This window comes from Serratia silvae, assembly GCF_023282985.1.
GTDB lineage: Bacteria > Pseudomonadota > Gammaproteobacteria > Enterobacterales > Enterobacteriaceae > Chania > Chania silvae.
In genome coordinates this window covers 54,164-73,138 of sequence record NZ_JAGQDC010000015.1, presented here as the reverse complement: position 1 = coordinate 73,138, position 18,975 = coordinate 54,164, and the positions used below count along the sequence as shown (strand labels likewise).

The following is an 18,975-nucleotide window of genomic DNA, read 5'->3' as shown; positions in this document are numbered from 1 at the left end:
ACCGTTGTGATGCGCCCGCCGTAGCGGACGCAGGGCACCGATGTCTCAATCCTTGAGCGCGGCGGCCAGTGGCGTCACGCCGAAACGTTTGGCCAGCGCCGTCAGTTGGCTGCCGGAAATGGTTTGCTTCTTGCCACCCATCGACAGCACTTTCACCATGATCTCGGCCGATTTTTCTGCGGTGTCGATCAGGCCGAAAGCGTCGTCCAACGTTGGGCCAGAGCCGAAAATGCCGTGGAACGGCCACAGCACCAGGCTGTGTTCCTGCATCTGTTCGGCGGTCTGGGTGCCGATGCCGTCGGTTCCTGGCACCATCCAGGGCACGATGCCGATGCCGTCTGGGAACACCACCAGGCACTCGGTGCTGCCTTCCCACAACAGGCGGGTGAAGCTGGCGTTGTCCAGTTCCTGCACAAAGCTCAGAGCGATCAGGTTGGTAGCATGGCAGTGCATGATGACGCGATCACGGCCAGAGGTAACGTTCATACGCACGATGTGCGATTGGAAATGCGCCGCCAGTTCCGAGGTCGGCAACCCTCCTTTCGAAAGCCCCCAGTGGATGTGGTAGGCGGTGCCGTTGTGGTTCAGTTGCAACAGCACCAGATTCTCTTGCGGTGCCAACTGCACGTTGCGGAAGAACTTACCTGAACCGGTGACCAGGAACCAGCAGTTGGCCAGCTCGGTTGCCGGTTGCGTCAGCTCTACGCAGCGCGGCTCGGCCACGAAGTCGCTACGGAAAGGCTCAACATCTTCCGCCAAAAGCCGCAGGCTGACGTTGCCGCCGTTGCGTTCATCCCAGCCTTTGAGCCACATATCGCTGGTGGCTTTGATCATGCCCTGGACGAACCAGGAAGAAACTATCTGTTGCATTGCGCTACCCTTAACGTTGGCTGAGGATCTGTTGTTCGTAGTTACGTACGTTGTTGAGCCAGCTGGCATCGGCCGGGACATCATTACGTTGGCAGTAGGTTTCCCACACGGCTTGCCACGGCAGGCATTTCTGTTCTTCCAGCAAGGCCAGACGGGCGGTGTAATCGCCGTTCTCTTCAATCTTGCGCAGCATCTCGGTTGGTTCCAGCAGCGCACGCAGCAGGGCTTTCTTCATGTTGCGGGTGCCGATCACCCAGGCGGCGATGCGGTTGATGGAGGCGTCGAAGAAGTCCAGGCCGATGTGGACGCGGTTGAACAGGTTGTTGCGCACGATCTCACCGGCGATGGCTTGTGTTTCGTCGTCCAGCAGCACTACGTGGTCGCTGTCCCAGCGCACCGGGCGGCTAACGTGCAGTAGCAGGCGCGGTACATACAGCATGGCGCTGGAGATCTTGTCGGAAATCACTTCGGTCGGATGGAAGTGGCCTGCATCCAGACAAAGTGCGGTCTGGCGGCTGGTGGCATAGCCGAGATAAAACTCATTGGAACCCACGGTGTAGCTCTCTGCGCCAATCCCGAACAGCTTGCTTTCCACCGCGTCGATATGGTGTGCCGGGTCGAGTTTTTCGCTAATCACTTCGTCCAGCGCACTTAATAGACGTTGGCGCGGTGCCAGGCGATCGATCGGCGTGTCTTTCATGCCGTCCGGGATCCAGATGTTCATCACCGAAGGCGTACCGAGCTGTTCGCCAAAATAAGCGGAGACGCGGCGGCTGGCTTGGCAATGTTCAATCCAGAACTGACGGATTTCCGGGTTGGCGTGAGAAAGCGTGAAGCCGTCGGCGCTCAGCGGGTGTGAGAAGCACGACGGGTTGAAATCCAGACCCAGGTGGTGCTGTTTGGCCCATTCCACCCAGTTTTTAAAATGGCGTGGCTCAATTTTGTTACGGGCTACTGGCGTATCAGACTCCAGATAGATCGCGTGCAGGTTCAGGCGTTTTGGGCCAGGGATCAGCGCCAGCGCCTGCTCCAGATCGGCCCGCAGCTCTTTGGCGTTGCGCGCTTTACCCGGGTAGTTGCCGGTGGCCTGAATGCCGCCAGTCAGGGAGCCTTCCGGATTTTCGAACCCGGCCACGTCATCACCTTGCCAGCAGTGCATCGACACTGGCAGGGTTTCCATTGCGCTAATCGCGGCTTCAACGTCTACGCCAACGGCAGCAAAGCGCTGTTTTGCCAGTTCCCAAGCTTGATTGATCGAGCTTTTCATATGCAAAGTTCCTTAGGTAATTGACTCAACGACTGAAATTGCGACCAGTGGGCGGCAAAGTCTGGATTGTCGCGAGGGGTAAAGTGTTGTAGTGGGAAGTTTCGTGCCACGATGCGGCGGAATTGCCCAATGTCGCTGACGGCGTCCAAGGCCATCAACTGGCAGCCGACGTTGCCCAGGGTTGAGGCTTCGATTGGCCCGGCGCTGATGGCTAGCCCGCAGGCATCGGCACACAGCTGATTAAGAAAATGGTTCTGGCTGCCGCCGCCGACGATATGCAGATGGCTGAGCGGGCGGCCATGCATCGTCGCCAACTTCTGCGCGACCTGGCGGTAGAGCATGGCGAGGCTGTCGAAGATACAACGCACCAGTTGGGCTGCGGTTTCCGGCACCGGCATCCCGCGCTCGCGGCAGCTGTCCTGAATGGTTTGGCACATGTTGGCCGGGTTGATAAAGCGGTCGTCGTTGGGATTCACCAATGAACGGCAGGCTGGCTGTTGGGCCGCCTGAGCGATCAGGGCAGGCAGATCGCTGATGTTCAATTCCTGAGTAGCGCGTTGCAGCAGCCACAGGCCCATGATGTTTTTCAGCACGCGATAGCCCGTTGCGCCGCCCTCATTGGTGATATTGGCCGCCAATGACGCCGGGTGAACCACCGGGATCGGGCTTTCGATGCCCATCAATGACCAGGTGCCGGAGCTGAGGTAGGCGGCATTGGCGTCTTGTAATGGCGTGGCAAGTACCGCGCTGGCGGTGTCGTGCGTTGCCACGGCAATCACCGGGATCTGCTGACCACTGGCGCTGGTCCAATAGCCCACACGGTTGCCTGGCGGTGTCGGTTTGCCAAACCAGCTGGCAGGTACCCCGGCCCAGGCCAACAGTTCCTCATCCCATTGATCGCTTTCAATATTCAGGAGCTGGGTGGTGCTGGCATTGGTGTATTCCCAGTTCAGCTCCCCCGTCAGGCGAAAGTGCAGGTAATCCGGGATCAGCAGCAGGTGAGCCACGCGATCTAACAGTTCTGGCTGCTGTTCGCGCAGGGCACGCAGTTGGTACAACGTATTGAAAGGCAGGAATTGAATGCCGGTGCGTTGATAGATATTGCTGCGGCCCAAATCCTGCTGGGCTGTTGCCATCAGCCCCTGGGTGCGGGCATCACGGTAAGAAACGGCCTGGCCGACCCGCTCACCTTGGGCATCCAACAGCACAAAATCCACGCCCCAGGTATCGATGCCGATGCTATCAAGGCGAATGCCTTCTGCATCAAGCTGCGCCAGCGCCTGACGGATGTTGCCTTCCAGCGCATCCAGATCCCAGCAGTCTTGCCCTGCCCGGTGCTGCAAACGGTTGGTGAAGCGGCTGACTTCACGCAGCTTGAGTTGTTGCTGCTCTGGTTGATAGCTCGCCAGCATCACACGTCCACTGGAGGCTCCAAGGTCGATGGCGACAGTATTGCGAATAGTCATGAGAGAAAGCCCGTGATTGCTTGATGCGAGCAGTGTAGGAAGTTGCCGCTGCCCGGGCCTTCTCGCCACTGCCAACGCCAGAGGGGGATTGGCAAAATGGCAAAGGTAAAGGTGAAGTAGCTCACAGTTTGCGACTCGGGCCGGTTTTCGCCCGGTTGTGACCTTGTACGCATTTCTCAACATTGCTACGGCTTTCTTAAAAAACGCGCAGCTTTAGCGCACTTTTCGGTCAAAACCTTAAGGTTTGTTACCGGACGCTTCTCTTACTATCGATAACCGACGTTGCGCGGTAATCCCGCCGCGCCAAAGCTCCGGGGGGCAAGATGAACCTATTGCACAGTAGTGATTTTTTCCCTTCCTGTAGTGCGCCCGTGGTGATCGAACCCCGCGAGCCGCAGCAGGCTTTTCCAGAACATCACCATGATTTTTACGAAATTGTGATTGTCGAACAGGGGGCGGGGGTGCATGTATTTAATGGCAACCCTTATACCTTGAACAGTGGCTGCGTCTGTTTTGTGCGCGATCACGATCGCCACTTGTTTGAACAGACCGACGGCCTGATCCTGACCAATATCCTGTTCCGGGCGCCGGATGCCTTCCGCTTTGTCTCCGGCGTGGAGCAGTTCCTGCCGCGTGAGGCCGATGGTGTCTACCCGGCCCATTGGCGCATCAGCCAGCAAGTGCTGCAACAGGTCAAGGGGTTGATTGCGCTGCTGGTGGCGGCTCCTGCAGGTGAGCGGCCAGAAGAGATTGCGCTGCATGAAAGCGTGTTCATGCAACTGCTGGTGCAGCTGTGGCAGGGCTGCCTGGCGCGCCAGGGGGACGATCAGGAAGGGCGTTTGCATCAGTTGTTGGACTGGCTACAGGGCCACTATGCTGAATCGATTGAATGGTCAGAACTGGCTGATCGCTTTGCCATCCCGCTGCGTACGCTACACCGGCAGCTGAAACAGCACACCAACATGACGCCACAGCGCTATCTGACCCACCTGCGTTTGCTACAGGCTCGCCATATGCTGTGCCACAGCGATAGCAGCATCACCGATATCGCTTTTCGCTGTGGTTTCGGCGACAGCAACCATTTTTCTACCCTGTTCAAACGTGAGTTTACCTGCCCACCCCGTGCGCTACGAGGTATGCGCTAGCAGCGTGAAAATCACGAGTGCGTCAATTTTCCTCGCCGTGGGTTCGGCAATAATGCCCAGTCGTGCCAAATAGGAAAGGTGTGAGATGAGGGAGACATTACTGTTAGAGAGCCGCGATTACCTGCCCTCTGAACAGATGCCGGTGGCTGTGGCAGAGCGCTATCCCCAGATGGGATTTGCCACGCATACTCACCAGTTTTGCGAGATTGTTATCGTTTGGCGGGGCAATGGCCTGCACGTGCTGAATGATCGCCCTTACCGGATCACCTGTGGGGATATTTTTTATATCCGTGCCAGCGATTGTCATAGCTACGAGTCGGTACACGATCTGGTGCTGGATAATATTATCTATTGCCCAGAGCGCCTGCGGTTGAATGCACAGTGGGAAAGCCTGCTGCCGCCGTTTGATACCACCAGCGAGCGCTACTGGCGGCTCTCTACCCAAGGCATGGTGCAGGCCCGGCCGATTATTGCCCAGCTTTCCCAGGAGAGCCGTAAAACCGATTCGTTATCGATCCAATTGACGGAGGCTTTGTTGCTGCAGTTGGCGATCGTGATCAAACGCTATCGCTATGCGGTGGACTGCGTGCATATGTTGCCGGATGGGGAACAGTTGGACTTGTTGATGGCGGCGTTGCAAAGCGGCATCGACGGCGATTTTGACCTACCGGCATTTTGCCAACGTCACCAGCTTACCGAACGGGCGTTGAAGCTGTTGTTCCGCCAGCAAACCGGCATGACTATCAACCACTATCTGCGCCAGCTCCGTTTATGCCAGGCCAAACGTCTGCTACGCCGTAGCGAATACCGCATCAGCGATGTTGCCGCCCGATGCGGGTTTGAAGACAGTAACTACTTTTCCGTAGTATTCACGCGCGAGGCCGGAATGACTCCGCGTGAGTATCGCCAGCGGTTTATTGGCTAGCTCGTCCTCAGGCTGCCATGCCAAGGCCGACAATGTTGGCCGCCAGGATGATCACCAGGCAACCGAGGCACAGTACCGCCACCGGCTTTCTGCTCCCGCATTTCCACTCTTTCAGCAGTAGCCCGACGATGCCGCCGCACAGCACGTAGAAGCTCATGTGCAGCATCCAGCTCATGTAGTCGTATTGTGCCGGGATCTTGGCGTGGCCCCAGGCGTAGAAGAAGAATTGCAGATACCACATCAGACCGCCCAGCATTGAGAGCAGCACGTTGGCGAGTAGCAGTTTTTTCGGCAGCGAGAAATCGGCTTTCACCGAGATATTCTTCAGGGTAGCCAGGCGGATCAGGCAGTAGCCCAGGTTGATCAGCGCGCCGCCGCCCATAATCACCACATAGCTCGGCAGGGCAACGTACAACGGATCGATGCCCAGTGCTCCGGCGGCTTCATGCATCGGTTTGGCCGCGTCCATGGCGAAGGACATGCCGGCGGAGAAAATGCCGCACATCACCGCCAACGCCAGCCCTTTTTTGAGGTTGAACTCCTCGGCGCGAATGCCCATGGCTCGCTCTTTCAGCAGGCCCGCATAGCTGACGATCACCACGCCGATCAGCGCCACAAACACTCCAACCAGCGACAGGCGACCACCGGCGGTACCGAACAGCAGCTCAAAGCGGCCCTGCAACAGCGGCGTCATCAACGTACCGATGATCAACGTGATGCCGATGGCGATACCAATCCCCATCGACATCCCGAGATAGCGCATGGTCAGGCCATAGTTGATATTACCGATCCCCCACATGGCGCCGAACAGGAACACCGGCAGCAGGGTGGCGATGCTGAATGAGCCGTAATACTGCCAAAAATCGGGCAGCAGCATATAGCTGATGGCCCAGGGCAGGATCAGCCAGGAAACGAAACCGCCGATCGACCACATGGTTTCCCAAGACCAGTTTTTGACCTGTTTGAATGGCGCGTAGAAGCAGGCCGCACTGGCTGCCCCGACCAGGTGCCAGAGTATCCCTAGCAGAATGGCGTTGTTCATCTTGTTATCCTTGTTGTTGTTAGCGCGGTGACGTAGAACGCAGAGACCACGGATGAACAGGGAGTCTAAAGAGGCACCAGGGAAGGAACCTTCGGTTGGCTGCCGGAGGATGGGGGAGCATGGCAAAATTCAGCGGGTGTGGGTGCTGACGATCACAAATTTGGCAGGGCGGCGGTCGGGCGATGTCTGGCTGGCAGGCGATCGCCCAATGTGGGTTATTCTTTGAGCTGCGCACCCGCATAACCCAGCTGGCGCCAGGCTTCATAAACCACTACGGAAACGGCGTTGGACAGGTTCATGCTGCGACTTTGGGCCTGCATGGGAATACGGATCTTCTGCTGTGCGGACAACGCATCCAGAATGCTGGCAGGGAGGCCACGGGTTTCCGGGCCGAACAGCAGATAGTCCCCAGCCTGATAGCTGACCGCGCTGTGCGCGGGTGTACCTTTGGTGGTGAGAGCAAACAGCCGCTGTGGATTTTCGCTGGCGAGGAAGGCGGCATAGTCGGCATGGCGCTTGATGCAGGCAAATTCATGATAATCCAACCCGGCACGGCGCAGGCGTTTGTCGTCCCACGGGAAGCCCATAGGTTCGATCAGATGCAGTTGGAAACCGGTGTTGGCGCACAGGCGGATGATGTTGCCGGTGTTCGGTGGAATTTCAGGTTCAAATAAAACGATATTCAGCATGTAAAAAGCCCCTCATGACGAGGGGCGCAGGATAGCAAAATCTTTGGGTGCTGGCGATTAACGCTGATGCAGCGGCAACCACAACACCAGGCGCAGGCCACCTAGCGGGCTGTCTTCCGCTTTCACCCAGCCGCGATGTTGATTGACGGCGGATTCGACGATGGCCAAACCCAGCCCGGTGCCGCCGGATTGGCGATCGCGTGCTTCATCGGTGCGATAGAACGGCCGGAAAATCTGTTCACGATCTTCTGGGCTGACGCCAGGGCCATCATCGTCCACCACGATGGTGATCCCCTGATTATCGGCGCTGAATGCCACCGCGATACGCGTATTGGAGTAACGCAGGGCATTACGAACAATATTCTCCAGCGCGCTGTCCAGGGCTCCTGCGTTACCGTAAATCGTCCATGGGCCAGGAGGGGAGGTGACCTCCAGTTGTTTGCCCATCTGTTCGGCTTCGAAACTGGCGTTGTCCAGCACGTCGGCCCACAGTTCGCTAGCTTTCAGCAGTTCGCGTACCAGCTCGCTTTTCTGTTGGCCACGGGATAGCAACAGCAGATCGTTAATCATCGAATCCAGCCGTTGGGCTTCGGTTTCGATACGCGCCAGTTCATGGCCTTCGCCGTGGCGGCGGCGCATCAAGGCGGTTGCCAGCTGTAGGCGCGTTAACGGGGTACGCAATTCGTGGGAGATATCGGAAATCAGCCGTTGCTGGGCCGTCATCATCCTTTCGAGTGCGCTGATCATCTGGTTGAAACTGGCCCCGGTGGCTAGGAATTCCTGCGGCCCGGCTTCCAACTCTGGGTGCTGTTTGAGGTTGCCACGAGCCACATCATCGGCGGCGTTTTTCAGCTTACGCGCCGGTTTAGCCAGGCTCCAGGCCAGCCACAGCAACAGCGGGGCGCTGATCAACATGGTGACGATCAGCAACAGCAGCGGCCGGTCGAACATCAGGTTGATAAAATCGGACTGCGAGCTGTTGGCCGGGCGGATCAGGTACAGCTGATAGCTGTCTTCACCATCGCGCACCGAGAACGGGCCAACCAGCTCGACGCGGCCATATTTTTTCTTTTGCGGTTGGTCTGAGTTGTCCGACTGGCCGATAAAGTTGCGTACGATCTGCATTTCGTTGCGCTGTGCGCCGATCACTCGCCCTTCGCTGGTCACCAACAACAGACGCTGGCCCGGCGGTGCCCATTTTTCGATGGCGCGGAACAGGCGGCGCCACCACATCAGGTCGTTGGCCGGATCGTTTTGCAGTTCGGCTTCGACGTGCTGTTCCAGCATCAACCCCTGCCGCTGTTCGCTTTCCAACAGCGTGGTCATTTGGCGGGAGTCGAGTTTGGGCACCATCAACACCAACATCAGCACCAGAGCTAATGTGAACCAGAAAATGGCGAAGATGCGTGCCGTCAAGCTGTTGATCATGCTGCAGATACCATCAAATAGCCCCGTCCGCGCAGGGTTTTGAACCAAGGATGCCCGTCTTTGCGATCCGGCAGTTTGCGCCGCAGGTTGGAGATATGCATATCAATGGCGCGATCGAACGGTGTCAGGCGTTTGCCCAGCACTTCCTGGCTGAGGAGTTCACGGGAAACTACCTGGCCGAGATGCTGTGCCAGCAGATATAACAGGGTAAATTCGGTGCCCGTCAGATCCAGCACTTGCCCGTCGAAGCTGGCTTCCTGGCGGCCAGGGTTCAGTTGCAGGCCGTCAACGTCCAGCGTAGGTGCGCTGGTATCCACATTCTGCTGCTGTTCGCTCCAGTTGGAACGGCGCAGAATGGCCCGGATGCGGGCAACCAGTTCGCGATCGTTAAAAGGTTTTGCCAGGTAGTCGTCCGCGCCCAGTTCCAGGCCAAGTACCCGGTCTAATTCGCTGCCGCGAGCGGTTAGCATGATCACTGGCGTCTGGTGGTGCTGACGCAATTCTTTCAGCGTATCGATACCGTTTTTCTTCGGCATCATGATATCGAGCAACAGCAGATCGATGGAGCTGTCCAGTAACGACAACGCCTGTTCACCGTCGTGGGCCACGACGATGTTAAAGCCTTCCATTTCAAGCAGTTCTTTCAGCAGCGAGGTGAGCTCGCGGTCGTCGTCAACTAACAGAATTTTATTCATAAGTGATTTACCTCCTGACGCAAAATACGTCATCAACTGTTGCCATTCCATGACTTTACGTAGTTTTACATGCACTGACGCATGTTTGCAGGTGCAGCGATACACTGCTCCTCGTTGATTCGCAAAGTGAGAAAGCTCGAGGAGTAAAAATGGTTAAGGTGACCGCAGTAGTTATGGCATCAATATTGGCATTAGGTTCTACCGCTGCCTTTGCTGCTGATACTACACCGGAAACTGCCCAACCTCCTGCTAATGATGCACTGTTGAGAGCGCTTGGCCAGAATCACATGTTCGACGGCGTCCGCTTGAGTGAGCAGCAACGCCAGCAAATGCGCGATTTGATGCGCCAGGCCCGTTACGATCTGCCTGGTGTTAATGTAGACGAAGTGGAAACCATGCATAAGCTGGTCACCGCAGATAAATTTGATGAAGCCGCCGTGCAGGCCCAGGCGGAAAAAATGGCCCAGGAACAGGTTAAGCGCCAGGTCGAAATGGCCCGGGTACGCAACCAAATGTATAACCTGCTGACGCCAGAGCAAAAAAGTGTTTTAGACCAGAAGCATCAGCAGCGTGTGCAGCTGATGAAGCAACAGATTTCTGGTTTGCAGCAAACTTCTGCCCAGAAGTTGAGTATGATTGAGTAACCCCCTGTTTTTCCTTGCCATAGACACCATCCCTGTCTTCCCCCTCATGATGAGGGGGTTTTTTTTATGTGCGCCGGGTATGGCGCGTTACGGATAAGCACAACCACCCACCACCACCCTACACCCTATCTGGAGTTTTGACGTGCTGCCGGTCTTGCACTGCGTGCAATGGATTGCAACGTTATGTAAAAAATCGGACAGCCGGCGCGACTCATTATTTGGTTAACTTGATGTTTTAAAAAGCATCCATTTGCTTTACCTGCGGCTCTTTTACCGCGGTCTGGCGACGGCTGAGTGGTGGGCGATCGTTAGCCAGTCTAGGTGCAGCCAGGTTACATAGCGATGGCAAACGACAACACGGAACCTAGAATTCTGTAAATTTATTTAATAGAATCGCCTACCCCCGTAAATATAAACTTTCTTAAAGGAATACATATGAAAAAGTTATTGAAATGGATGTTATATATATTTATTGCATTGATTATTATTGGGCATTTCTCTGGAAAAGGTGAAGACCAATCATCAGCACCGGTAACATCAGCACCGGTATCATCAGCGGCAGTACCATCAGAAGCGAAAACCAGCAGTCAAAAGAGAAGCGCCAAGCCTGAGAAAGAGATTTTCCAGACAACAGCCAATAAGCTTTTCAACGCATACGAGGAGAATGAGGTTGCTATTGATGAGCAGATGAAGGGGAAATTAATTGCTGTTACCGGCATTGTTCAATCAATCGATAAAGATTTCACTGGCTCCGTAGTGATCCACCTGAAAACAAATAACCAGTTTATGCCTGCTTTAATGGGGATGAAGAATTCTCAAAAAGGCGCTGCGATAAACTTAAAAAAGGGCCAGAAAGTGACCATCATTTGTGAAAGAATGTCCCGTATTATTGGTAGCCCATCCGGTAGATCTTGCGTGTTTCAGTAACTCACCAATAAGCTAAGATCATCACAGTCAGCCTACGGTTTGGCTTTTTTGTATCCTAAGAAAGCCCCAACAGTTGAACTGCCCCCCCGAAAGTTGAATAACTAACGAGTAAGAGAGCCGTTTTTAAGACCAAGTATTCCCCAGCTTTTAGACACGAGGTCGTTGCTCATTGACACTCTGGTGTTGAGGGGCAGATAGCATCCCACTCTTCCCTTGAGTAGCTGATGAGTGACTTCATTATTTGACTTCATGGCTGTGAAGCGTAAAATGACTTCATTATGCGAAGTCAAGGATGAGGTATGAAAAGCAAGGTTGAGGCTTTACGGAAAAAGCAGAGAGAAACCCTGCAACAGGTATTCACCACTCCGCCACCGTCCGGTATTAAATGGAAAAGCATAGAATCTTTGATAGTGGCTTTGGGGGGAGAAGTAAAACAGGGTAATGGATCTCGGGTAAGGTTCTTGTTACAAGGGAGCCTTGCTAGATTCCACCGCCCGCATCCGTCACCGGATACTGATAAAGGCGCGGTAGTCAGTTTACGGGAATGGTTAGAGAGTTTTAGGAGTAAGCTTATGAAAGTCTGCAACATACCAAACACCATGATGATTGCCGGGCAACCTGCAATCATCAGCTATATTCCTGAGCTGCGCTCATTCAGGGGTAAATTTCTCGGCCTGTCTGGGTATTGTGATTTTGTGGCAGACAGCATCTCCGGGCTACAGACCGAAGGTGAGATTTCACTGCGTGAATACCTACAGGATTGTCTTCAGAACGGGATCGAACCCTATGTGCGCGAAGAAAAAATTAAAACCTTCACCTTGCGCTATCCCGAATCCTTTGGCGAGCGTTTAACCTTGGCTGCCGCCGAGCATCAGGTTTCCATTAACGCGTTTATTGTCGAAGCCCTAAATGAACGGATGAAGCTTGCATAACTAATAAGGGCAACACCCTGCTGACGAAGTAGTTATTGTTGGATTTCCCGATCGTCCCGTCATCATGGCGGGACTTTTTTTGCCTGACATTCCGTTATACTGAAGTCGATAAACTTTGGTTGGGGTTTTTTATGGAACAGCAATACGCGCGGTTGGTGCAGTCCGCTGCTTTAGCCGCCACCGGGATGGCCTCCGTTCTACTGCTGATCAAGGTCGTTGCCTGGTATCTCACCGGCTCGGTCAGCCTGTTGGCAGCTTTGGTGGATTCGTTGGTGGATATTGCCGCATCGTTAACCAACCTGCTGGTGGTGCGCTACTCGTTGCAGCCAGCTGATGAAGAGCATACATTCGGTCACGGCAAGGCCGAGTCTCTGGCGGCGCTGGCGCAAAGCATGTTTATCTCCGGTTCTGCCCTGTTCCTGTTCTTGACCGGCTTCCAGCATCTGTATTCCCCACAGCCCCTGAATTCGCCGGGTATTGGGATAGCAGTGACTATCATTGCGTTGATTAGCACTCTCATCCTGGTGACCTATCAGCGCTGGGTAGTCAGAAAAACGCGCAGCCAGGCGGTACGTGCCGATATGCTGCATTATCAGTCAGATGTGATGATGAATGGTGCTATTTTGATAGCACTTGGGCTAAGCTGGTACGGATTTCACCGTGCGGACGCGCTGTTTGCCCTGGGCATTGGGGTTTATATTCTCTATAGCGCGCTGCGTATGGGGTACGAGGCGGTGCAGTCCCTGCTGGATCGCGCCTTGCCGGATGAAGAGCGTCAGGCAATTATCGATGTGGTGTCGTCTTGGCCGGGTGTGAAAGGTGCGCACGATCTGCGTACGCGGCAGTCTGGACCAACGCGGTTTATCCAGTTGCATCTGGAAATGGAAGACGCCCTGCCGTTGATGCAGGCGCATATTCTGGCAGAACAGGTGGAGCAGGCATTGTTGCATCGTTTTCCTGGAGCCGACGTGATTATTCACCAAGATCCCTGTTCTGTTGTTCCTCAGGGCCGACAGGGGCATTGGGAACTATAATCAACAGACATAGGTCAATGTTGGGTGGATTGAGAAATCACGGTGTTAGCACGCCGTGCCATGTGGATTTTTTTCCTTGATGTTGCGTGACCTGAATCAATTCAGCTGGGTGTTTTTGTTATAATATCCAGTAATAAAAGCCGTAAAGCTGGTTTTGCGCCGCCCGGTGAGTCGGCGAATACAGAATTCTTAAGAAATTGCATCTACAGTTCAGAGGTAGTCATGATCAAGAAAATCGGTGTACTGACGAGCGGCGGTGACGCCCCAGGTATGAACGCTGCCATTCGTGGCGTTGTGCGTGCTGCGCTCACAGAAGGTCTGGAAGTATTTGGTATTTACGATGGCTACCTTGGTTTGTACGAAGATCGCATGGAGCAATTAGACCGCTATAGCGTGTCTGACATGATCAATCGCGGCGGTACCTTCTTGGGTTCTGCGCGTTTTCCAGAGTTCAGGGATGACAGCGTGCGCGCCAAGGCGATTGAAAACCTGAAGAACCGCGGCATTGATGCGCTGGTGGTGATCGGCGGTGACGGTTCGTATATGGGTGCGAAGCGCCTGACCGAAGAGGGCTTCCCTTGCATCGGTTTGCCTGGCACCATCGATAACGACGTTGCAGGCACCGACTATACCATCGGTTACTTCACCGCGCTGGAAACCGTGGTGGAAGCCATTGACCGCTTGCGCGATACCTCTTCATCGCACCAACGTATCTCCATCGTAGAAGTGATGGGGCGTTACTGTGGCGACCTGACCCTGGCGGCGGCCATTGCCGGTGGTTGTGAATTTATCGTCCTGCCGGAAATCGAATTCAGCCGTGACGATCTGGTTGACGAAATCAAAGCCGGGATCGCCAAAGGTAAAAAGCACGCCATCGTGGCGATCACCGAGCATATCTGTGATATCGACGAACTGGCACGCCATATCGAGCAGGAAACCAAGCGTGAAACCCGTGCGACCGTATTGGGTCACATTCAGCGTGGTGGTTCACCTGTTGCCTATGATCGTATTCTGGCTTCCCGCATGGGTGCTTATTCCATCGACCTGCTGCTGCAAGGTTACGGTGGCCGCTGCGTAGGGATCCAGAACGAGAAGATGGTGCACCACGACATCGTTGACGCGATTGAAAACATGAAGCGTCCGTTCAAAGGTGACTGGTTGGAAACGGCGAAAAAGCTGTACTAAATCCGCCCCGCAGCATTGCCACTTGGTCATCAATCTGGAGCCTCCGTTTGGGAGGCTTTTTTTGTCTGTGATCGCTATATTCCAGAATGGTCTAGTACCACATTTTTTATTCTTTAATTGTGAGGGAAGTTTCTGGCAGGCTTTGATGCTAAATCAACCGCTTGAGGTTGCGTCATTTTCTGGGGGAACGGCAATGCAAAAATGGGGTGTGGGTCTGACTTTACTGCTGTTGGCATCGGGAGCCATAGCGAAAGATATTCAGCTGCTGAACGTCTCATACGATCCAACGCGTGAGTTCTACCAAGAATATAACACGGCGTTTGGTAAGTATTGGCAGCAGCAGACCGGTGATCGGGTTACCGTGCGTCAGTCACACGGCGGTTCCGGCAAGCAGGCGACCTCGGTAATTAATGGCATCGAAGCGGATGTAGTCACGCTGGCGTTGGCTTACGACGTAGACGCCATTGCCGAGCGTGGTCGCATTGATAAAGCGTGGATCAAGCGCTTGCCGGACAACTCAGCACCTTATACCTCGACCATCGTTTTCCTGGTGCGTAAGGGCAACCCAAAACAGATCCATGATTGGGCTGACCTGGTGAAGCCCGGCGTATCGGTTATTACCCCGAATCCGAAAACCTCTGGCGGTGCTCGTTGGAACTATCTGGCTGCCTGGGGCTATGCTCTGCACCAGAACAGTGGCGATAAAGCCAAGGCTCAGGAGTTCGTTAAAGAACTGTACCGCAATGTGGAAGTGCTGGATTCCGGCGCGCGTGGCGCAACCAATACCTTCGTTGAACGCGGTATCGGCGATGTGCTGATCGCCTGGGAAAACGAAGCCTTGCTGGCAGAGAAAGAGCTGGGCAAAGACAAGTTTGAAATCATCACCCCGAGCGAATCCATTCTGGCCGAACCGACGGTATCGGTGGTGGATAAGGTCGTTGATAAGCGCGGCACCCGTGATGTGGCCACGGCTTACCTGAAGTATCTGTATTCACCGGAAGGGCAGACCATTGCGGCCAAGAACTACTACCGTCCGCGTGACGCAGCCACTGCAGCCAAATTTGCCGAGCAGTTCCCAAAACTGAAGCTGTTCACCGTGGATGATACTTTTGGCGGCTGGACTGAAGCGCAGAAGGTACACTTTGCCACCGGCGGGATATTTGACGAAATCAGCAAGCGCTGATCGCCACATTTTGGCCATAAAAAACCCCGGCAAGCCGGGGTTTTGTTATTCAGGCCGGATAGAATCAGGCTTTTTTCGCCTGGGCAGCGGCTTTGACGATCACGGCGAAAGCATCTGCTTTCAGTGATGCGCCGCCAACCAGCGCGCCGTCGATGTCTGGCTGAGCAAACAGCTCTGCGGCGTTCTTATCGTTCACGGAACCGCCGTACTGGATGATCACTTCGGCTGCGACCGCAGCGTCTTGTTTGGCGATATGGTCACGGATAAATTTGTGCACTGCCTGAGCTTGTGCTGGGGTAGCAGATTTACCGGTACCGATAGCCCACACTGGCTCATAAGCGATGACGGTGCCTTTGAACGCTTCAGCGCCCTGGGTTTTCAGCACGGCGTCGATCTGGCGTGCACAAACTTCTTCGGTTTTACCCGCTTCGTTTTCTGCTTCGGTTTCACCGATGCACAGCACTGGGATCAGGCCAGCGGCTTTCAGCACGGCAAATTTCTCTGCGATCGCTGCGTCGGTTTCTTTGTGATAGGTACGGCGCTCTGAGTGGCCGATGATGATGTATTCAGCACCCACGTCTTTGAGCATGGTGGCAGAAACTTCACCGGTGAAGGCGCCAGACAGGTTGATGTCGACGTTCTGTGCGCCCAGAGCGATGCGGCTGCCACCCAGTTCGTGCTTGGCCAGATCCAGATACATCACCGGAGGTGCGATGGCTACGCCACAACCGTCAACGCTGCTCAGTTCTTTACGCAAGGCGGCGATCAGTTCGTTAACCATGTGAACGCTGCCGTTAAGCTTCCAGTTACCCATTACTAATGGATGACGCATGTGTTTTCCTCCAAAAAGGGGACGCGATAGTCTAAATGACAACTGCCGGACAGGCAGTTTACCTGCCCAACAGTATAGAGATGAATCAGCGCAAAGGCTTTGCTTTTTGTCATTAATTGCTGGGGTATCAGGGTTCAGATAGCGTTAGCTTAATCGGTTCAACGGCGAAAGTTACCCCCTTATCGCCGTTATCTGCCACCACATAGCGTATTGCCCCGGCCTGTTGCTGGTAGAAGTAGGAGCCTTTGCCCTTTTCCAGCAGGTTGTTCACCTTGATGATGCTTTCTTCCACGGTGAGTGCCGGTTCAAACTGGCGGCTCAGGGCGGCCATGTAGTTCACCGCGATGGCTTTGGCGGCTTTTTCTTCGCCATCCTGCAACAGCAAATGAGTAATTTGCATGGTTTTAATTTTACCGGTGCCCTTTTCCAGCGCGGTAGAGGCGTACAGGGTTTCATTAATCTTGCTGGCCGCGCGGGTTAGCAAAGGAGAGTCATCCTCTCTGGAGGGGACGACGCGGAATTCACCAATCGGCAACGTTGGGTTGTCGCGGTTGTACTTTTCGCGAAATTGCACCACCGTCTGATCAAAGGTGGGGGCGCCAGCCAGTAAGTAGGGGGCGTTCGCCGGGGCTTCGGTAGGCGTATCCGGTGGATCGGCCCAAGCACTGCCGATGGGGGAGCACAGGCAGGTTATAACGATGATTTTTTTCAGCATGGTATACGGCATCGGTAACAAAGATGACTCCGATTAAAACGATAACCCGGGCGAATTGTCAAAAATTCCGCGTGATTGTCGTTTGCTGATGCAAGGCGGTGCGATGGTCTGCGCTTTGCCGGGGCTAGCTCAACCCGGTATGGCCTATGTTACACTGCGGCGCAGAATATGGGCAGGCCAAGAGTGCATGAATCGATGACCTTACAGCAATGGTGTTTTTCATTTAATGGCCGCATCGGGCGGCGCGACTTCTGGATCTGGATGGCAGTCTGGGTGGTGCTGATGGTGGTGGCCTTCACGCTTGCCAGCTACGATGTGGTGGCGATCCAGACCATCGCCTTTTGTATTGTGGCGCTGCTGTGGCCAACGGCGGCGGTGCTGGTCAAGCGCCTGCACGATCGTAATAAAAAGGGCTGGTGGGCGTTGCTGCTGATCCTGGCGTGGATATTGGCGGCTGGTAACTGGCAGATGTTGCTGCCGGTATGGCAGTGGGGCGTTGGGCGTTTTATACCGACGTTGATTGTGGTGATGATGGCTATCGATCTGGGGGCTTTTCTTGGTACTCCAGGGGATAACCGATTCGGACCCGAGGCCGAACCGGTAAAATTCCGCTGAACTACCAGTAATGCTCGCTGGTGATGTGGCCTGGCTTGCGGCGCAGGTGTTTGCGCATCTGGTGCTTCTCTTTCAGCGTTTGCTGGGTATCTCGCACCATCTGCGGGTTGCCGCACAGCATCACATGGCTGGTTTCGGCATCCAGGGTCAAACCAATCGCCGCTTCCAGCTGCCCGTTCGCCAGCAGAGCCGGAACGCGTCCGGTCAATGAGCCGGCCACCTCTTCGCGGCTGACTACGGTTTGAATGCGTAGTTTGCCATTAAAACGCTGTTGCAGCTGCTGCATCAGCGGTAGGTAGCTGAGATCGCGGGCAAATCGTGCGGCGTGCACCAACACCAGGTTGTTGAAGCGCTCCAGATCTTTGCCTTCTTGCAGAATCGACAGATAAGGGCCGATGGCAGTGCCAGTCGCCAGCATCCATAAGGTGTCGCAGTCTGGCACTTCTTCGAGCACAAAGAATCCGGCGGCTTCTTTGGTGACCAGTACTTCAGCGCCGGGCTGCAGCTGATGAAGCCTTGGGCTGAGTTTTCCTTCCGGCACCGTGATCAGATAAAACTCCAGGTTGGGATCGCTGGGGGCATTAACGTAAGAATAGGCGCGCTGAACGCGCTCGCCGTCGATTTCCAGTGACAGCTTGGCAAATTGCCCGGCGGTGAAACTGTCGATCGGGGCATTGACGGTGATGCTGAACAAGCCATCGGTCCAATGTTGTACCCCTGTCACTTTGCCATTAACCCATTCAGCCATACTTTTAACGCTCCCGTGGTCGGATCAAATAAGCACAATGTCGTGAGCCGGAGATGGCGTGTGCGGTACGTTCTATCCGGTAGCCTTTACCAAACAGGCGATGGAACAGTTGCAGTTCGGAGTTGCACAGGTTGCTGCAAGTATGGGCCGCCACGCCGATCGGACAGTGGTTTTCCACCAGCAACATACCCTGTGGGCTTTCCAACAGTTCCGCCATGTAGCCGTCACGCTGGCGCAGGTTAACCAGGCGGTTGAGCTTGCCGAGATGGTCTTCTTCCTCAGCCAGCTCATCAGCGTACCGGTGATAGAGTTTATCCTCTCGAACGCGGATCAGCTTTTCTATGCCGTTGGCGCCGAACAGCTCATGCGCAGACTCCAGCAAAATAGCCGAAAGCCGATCGTGTCCGTCGGCAAACTGGGCGTGGCCCTGCTGGGTCAGTGACCAATAACGCGTCGGGCGGCCTACTTTGGCACGCGTTTCCTCGTAACAAACCAGCTCACGTTGTTCAAGGGATTGCAGATGCTGGCGGATCCCCATCGGCGTGATTTCAAGCCGCTCTGCCAGCATTTTGGCAGAATGAGGACCCAAGGTTTTTAACTGCAATAAAATCAGCTCTGGTGTTTTCATAAAAC

20 protein-coding genes and 1 pseudogene are annotated in these 18,975 nt (G+C 54.8%); 10 read left to right on the top strand and 11 right to left on the bottom strand.

Annotated features, from left to right (window positions below; all coding sequences use genetic code 11):
* Positions 1 to 45: 45 nt before the first annotated feature.
* From rhaD to rhaB, 3 genes are read right to left on the bottom strand one after another with little or no spacing between them, the layout of a single operon-like run.
* A complete protein-coding gene (gene rhaD, locus KAJ71_RS17225) occupies positions 46 to 870 on the bottom strand; it encodes a rhamnulose-1-phosphate aldolase (RefSeq protein WP_248946846.1) in 825 nt (274 codons plus the stop codon).
* Between the two features lie 10 nt (positions 871 to 880).
* The gene (locus KAJ71_RS17220; protein ID WP_248946845.1) at positions 881 to 2,137 is read right to left on the bottom strand and encodes an L-rhamnose isomerase; all 1,257 of its coding nucleotides are present in this window, start codon (positions 2,135 to 2,137) and stop codon (positions 881 to 883) included.
* A complete protein-coding gene (gene rhaB / locus KAJ71_RS17215) occupies positions 2,134 to 3,549 on the bottom strand; it encodes a rhamnulokinase (RefSeq protein ID WP_248946896.1) in 1,416 nt (471 codons plus the stop codon). The genes KAJ71_RS17220 and rhaB overlap by 4 nt, the downstream gene beginning before the upstream one ends.
* A 377-nt stretch (positions 3,550 to 3,926) precedes the next feature.
* Between rhaB and rhaS the strand changes: the two genes are divergently transcribed.
* The gene (gene rhaS, locus KAJ71_RS17210) at positions 3,927 to 4,748 is read left to right on the top strand and encodes an HTH-type transcriptional activator RhaS (RefSeq protein ID WP_248946844.1); all 822 of its coding nucleotides are present in this window, start codon (positions 3,927 to 3,929) and stop codon (positions 4,746 to 4,748) included.
* A gap of 85 nt (positions 4,749 to 4,833) precedes the next feature.
* Positions 4,834 to 5,673, top strand: coding sequence for an HTH-type transcriptional activator RhaR (rhaR, locus tag KAJ71_RS17205; RefSeq protein ID WP_248946843.1), 840 nt, complete (start codon positions 4,834 to 4,836; stop codon positions 5,671 to 5,673).
* Between the two features lie 7 nt (positions 5,674 to 5,680).
* Here the strand turns inward: rhaR and rhaT are convergent, their stop codons facing one another.
* From rhaT to cpxR, 4 genes are all read right to left on the bottom strand, one after another.
* Positions 5,681 to 6,715 carry an L-rhamnose/proton symporter RhaT gene (gene rhaT / locus KAJ71_RS17200; protein WP_248946842.1) on the bottom strand — a complete coding sequence of 345 codons (1,035 nt, stop codon included), beginning with the start codon at positions 6,713 to 6,715 and terminating at the stop codon, positions 5,681 to 5,683.
* 215 nt (positions 6,716 to 6,930) lie between these two features.
* Positions 6,931 to 7,404, bottom strand: coding sequence for a tRNA (uridine(34)/cytosine(34)/5-carboxymethylaminomethyluridine(34)-2'-O)-methyltransferase TrmL (gene trmL, locus KAJ71_RS17195; protein WP_248946841.1), 474 nt, complete (start codon positions 7,402 to 7,404; stop codon positions 6,931 to 6,933).
* A gap of 57 nt (positions 7,405 to 7,461) precedes the next feature.
* On the bottom strand, positions 7,462 to 8,832 hold the full coding sequence (gene cpxA, locus KAJ71_RS17190; protein WP_248946840.1) for an envelope stress sensor histidine kinase CpxA: 1,371 nt from the start codon (positions 8,830 to 8,832) through the stop codon (positions 7,462 to 7,464).
* Complete coding sequence (gene cpxR, locus KAJ71_RS17185; protein ID WP_248946839.1) at positions 8,829 to 9,527, bottom strand: envelope stress response regulator transcription factor CpxR; 699 nt, start codon at positions 9,525 to 9,527, stop codon at positions 8,829 to 8,831. The genes cpxA and cpxR overlap by 4 nt, the downstream gene beginning before the upstream one ends.
* Positions 9,528 to 9,676: 149 nt before the next feature.
* Here cpxR and cpxP point away from each other — a divergent pair, with 149 nt between their 5' ends.
* The 7 genes and pseudogenes from cpxP (at position 9,677) to KAJ71_RS17150 (ending at position 15,432) form a co-directional block, all read left to right on the top strand.
* Positions 9,677 to 10,171: a cell-envelope stress modulator CpxP gene (gene cpxP, locus KAJ71_RS17180; protein ID WP_248946838.1), complete on the top strand. Its 495-nt coding sequence runs from the start codon at positions 9,677 to 9,679 to the stop codon at positions 10,169 to 10,171.
* 435 nt (positions 10,172 to 10,606) lie between these two features.
* A complete protein-coding gene (locus KAJ71_RS17175) occupies positions 10,607 to 11,098 on the top strand; it encodes an OB-fold protein (RefSeq protein WP_248946837.1) in 492 nt (163 codons plus the stop codon).
* A 299-nt stretch (positions 11,099 to 11,397) separates the two neighbouring features.
* Positions 11,398 to 11,667: pseudogene (locus KAJ71_RS17170) on the top strand (type II toxin-antitoxin system HicA family toxin); the annotation flags it as partial.
* Between the two features lie 3 nt (positions 11,668 to 11,670).
* The gene (locus KAJ71_RS17165) at positions 11,671 to 12,030 is read left to right on the top strand and encodes a type II toxin-antitoxin system HicB family antitoxin (protein WP_248946895.1); all 360 of its coding nucleotides are present in this window, start codon (positions 11,671 to 11,673) and stop codon (positions 12,028 to 12,030) included.
* A 131-nt stretch (positions 12,031 to 12,161) separates the two neighbouring features.
* Positions 12,162 to 13,064 (top strand): CDF family cation-efflux transporter FieF, encoded by a 903-nt coding sequence (gene fieF / locus KAJ71_RS17160; RefSeq protein ID WP_248946836.1) that lies wholly within the window; start codon positions 12,162 to 12,164, stop codon positions 13,062 to 13,064.
* A gap of 222 nt (positions 13,065 to 13,286) precedes the next feature.
* Positions 13,287 to 14,249 carry a 6-phosphofructokinase gene (gene pfkA, locus KAJ71_RS17155; RefSeq protein WP_021181876.1) on the top strand — a complete coding sequence of 321 codons (963 nt, stop codon included), beginning with the start codon at positions 13,287 to 13,289 and terminating at the stop codon, positions 14,247 to 14,249.
* Between the two features lie 193 nt (positions 14,250 to 14,442).
* Entirely contained in the window at positions 14,443 to 15,432 is a 990-nt protein-coding gene (locus tag KAJ71_RS17150; RefSeq protein ID WP_248946835.1) for a sulfate ABC transporter substrate-binding protein, read from the top strand.
* Between the two features lie 64 nt (positions 15,433 to 15,496).
* On the opposite strand, the gene tpiA is transcribed toward KAJ71_RS17150, so the two are convergent.
* Both tpiA and KAJ71_RS17140 read right to left on the bottom strand, forming a co-directional pair.
* The gene (gene tpiA, locus KAJ71_RS17145) at positions 15,497 to 16,264 is read right to left on the bottom strand and encodes a triose-phosphate isomerase (protein WP_024482884.1); all 768 of its coding nucleotides are present in this window, start codon (positions 16,262 to 16,264) and stop codon (positions 15,497 to 15,499) included.
* Positions 16,265 to 16,391: 127 nt separating this feature from the next.
* A complete protein-coding gene (locus tag KAJ71_RS17140) occupies positions 16,392 to 16,979 on the bottom strand; it encodes a DUF1454 family protein (RefSeq protein ID WP_248946894.1) in 588 nt (195 codons plus the stop codon).
* A 195-nt stretch (positions 16,980 to 17,174) separates the two neighbouring features.
* On the opposite strand from KAJ71_RS17140, the gene KAJ71_RS17135 reads away from it, so the two are divergent.
* On the top strand, positions 17,175 to 17,594 hold the full coding sequence (locus KAJ71_RS17135; RefSeq protein WP_248946893.1) for a DUF805 domain-containing protein: 420 nt from the start codon (positions 17,175 to 17,177) through the stop codon (positions 17,592 to 17,594).
* A 1-nt stretch (position 17,595) separates the two neighbouring features.
* Here KAJ71_RS17135 and fpr read toward each other — a convergent pair whose 3' ends face one another.
* Complete coding sequence (gene fpr / locus KAJ71_RS17130) at positions 17,596 to 18,342, bottom strand: ferredoxin--NADP(+) reductase (protein ID WP_248946834.1); 747 nt, start codon at positions 18,340 to 18,342, stop codon at positions 17,596 to 17,598.
* Positions 18,343 to 18,346: 4 nt separating this feature from the next.
* Entirely contained in the window at positions 18,347 to 18,970 is a 624-nt protein-coding gene (locus KAJ71_RS17125) for a helix-turn-helix transcriptional regulator (protein WP_248946833.1), read from the bottom strand.
* Positions 18,971 to 18,975: the final 5 nt, after the last annotated feature.

Excerpts from the sequence above, each read along its gene's own strand:
- KAJ71_RS17125 (WP_248946833.1), bottom strand. The coding sequence starts at position 18,970 with ATGAAAACACCAGAGCTGATTTTATTGCAGTTAAAAACCTTGGGTCCT.
- KAJ71_RS17135 (WP_248946893.1), top strand. The coding sequence starts at position 17,175 with ATGACCTTACAGCAATGGTGTTTTTCATTTAATGGCCGCATCGGGCGG.
- KAJ71_RS17175 (WP_248946837.1), top strand. The coding sequence starts at position 10,607 with ATGAAAAAGTTATTGAAATGGATGTTATATATATTTATTGCATTGATT.
- rhaR (WP_248946843.1), top strand. The coding sequence starts at position 4,834 with ATGAGGGAGACATTACTGTTAGAGAGCCGCGATTACCTGCCCTCTGAA.
- cpxP (WP_248946838.1), top strand. The coding sequence starts at position 9,677 with ATGGTTAAGGTGACCGCAGTAGTTATGGCATCAATATTGGCATTAGGT.
- trmL (WP_248946841.1), bottom strand. The coding sequence starts at position 7,404 with ATGCTGAATATCGTTTTATTTGAACCTGAAATTCCACCGAACACCGGC.
- rhaT (WP_248946842.1), bottom strand. The coding sequence starts at position 6,715 with ATGAACAACGCCATTCTGCTAGGGATACTCTGGCACCTGGTCGGGGCA.
- fieF (WP_248946836.1), top strand. The coding sequence starts at position 12,162 with ATGGAACAGCAATACGCGCGGTTGGTGCAGTCCGCTGCTTTAGCCGCC.
- KAJ71_RS17220 (WP_248946845.1), bottom strand. The coding sequence starts at position 2,137 with ATGAAAAGCTCGATCAATCAAGCTTGGGAACTGGCAAAACAGCGCTTT.
- cpxA (WP_248946840.1), bottom strand. The coding sequence starts at position 8,832 with ATGATCAACAGCTTGACGGCACGCATCTTCGCCATTTTCTGGTTCACA.
- KAJ71_RS17165 (WP_248946895.1), top strand. The coding sequence starts at position 11,671 with ATGAAAGTCTGCAACATACCAAACACCATGATGATTGCCGGGCAACCT.
- KAJ71_RS17150 (WP_248946835.1), top strand. The coding sequence starts at position 14,443 with ATGCAAAAATGGGGTGTGGGTCTGACTTTACTGCTGTTGGCATCGGGA.
- tpiA (WP_024482884.1), bottom strand. The coding sequence starts at position 16,264 with ATGCGTCATCCATTAGTAATGGGTAACTGGAAGCTTAACGGCAGCGTT.
- KAJ71_RS17140 (WP_248946894.1), bottom strand. The coding sequence starts at position 16,979 with ATGCTGAAAAAAATCATCGTTATAACCTGCCTGTGCTCCCCCATCGGC.
- rhaB (WP_248946896.1), bottom strand. The coding sequence starts at position 3,549 with ATGCTGGCGAGCTATCAACCAGAGCAGCAACAACTCAAGCTGCGTGAA.
- rhaD (WP_248946846.1), bottom strand. The coding sequence starts at position 870 with ATGCAACAGATAGTTTCTTCCTGGTTCGTCCAGGGCATGATCAAAGCC.
- cpxR (WP_248946839.1), bottom strand. The coding sequence starts at position 9,527 with ATGAATAAAATTCTGTTAGTTGACGACGACCGCGAGCTCACCTCGCTG.
- fpr (WP_248946834.1), bottom strand. The coding sequence starts at position 18,342 with ATGGCTGAATGGGTTAATGGCAAAGTGACAGGGGTACAACATTGGACC.
- rhaS (WP_248946844.1), top strand. The coding sequence starts at position 3,927 with ATGAACCTATTGCACAGTAGTGATTTTTTCCCTTCCTGTAGTGCGCCC.
- pfkA (WP_021181876.1), top strand. The coding sequence starts at position 13,287 with ATGATCAAGAAAATCGGTGTACTGACGAGCGGCGGTGACGCCCCAGGT.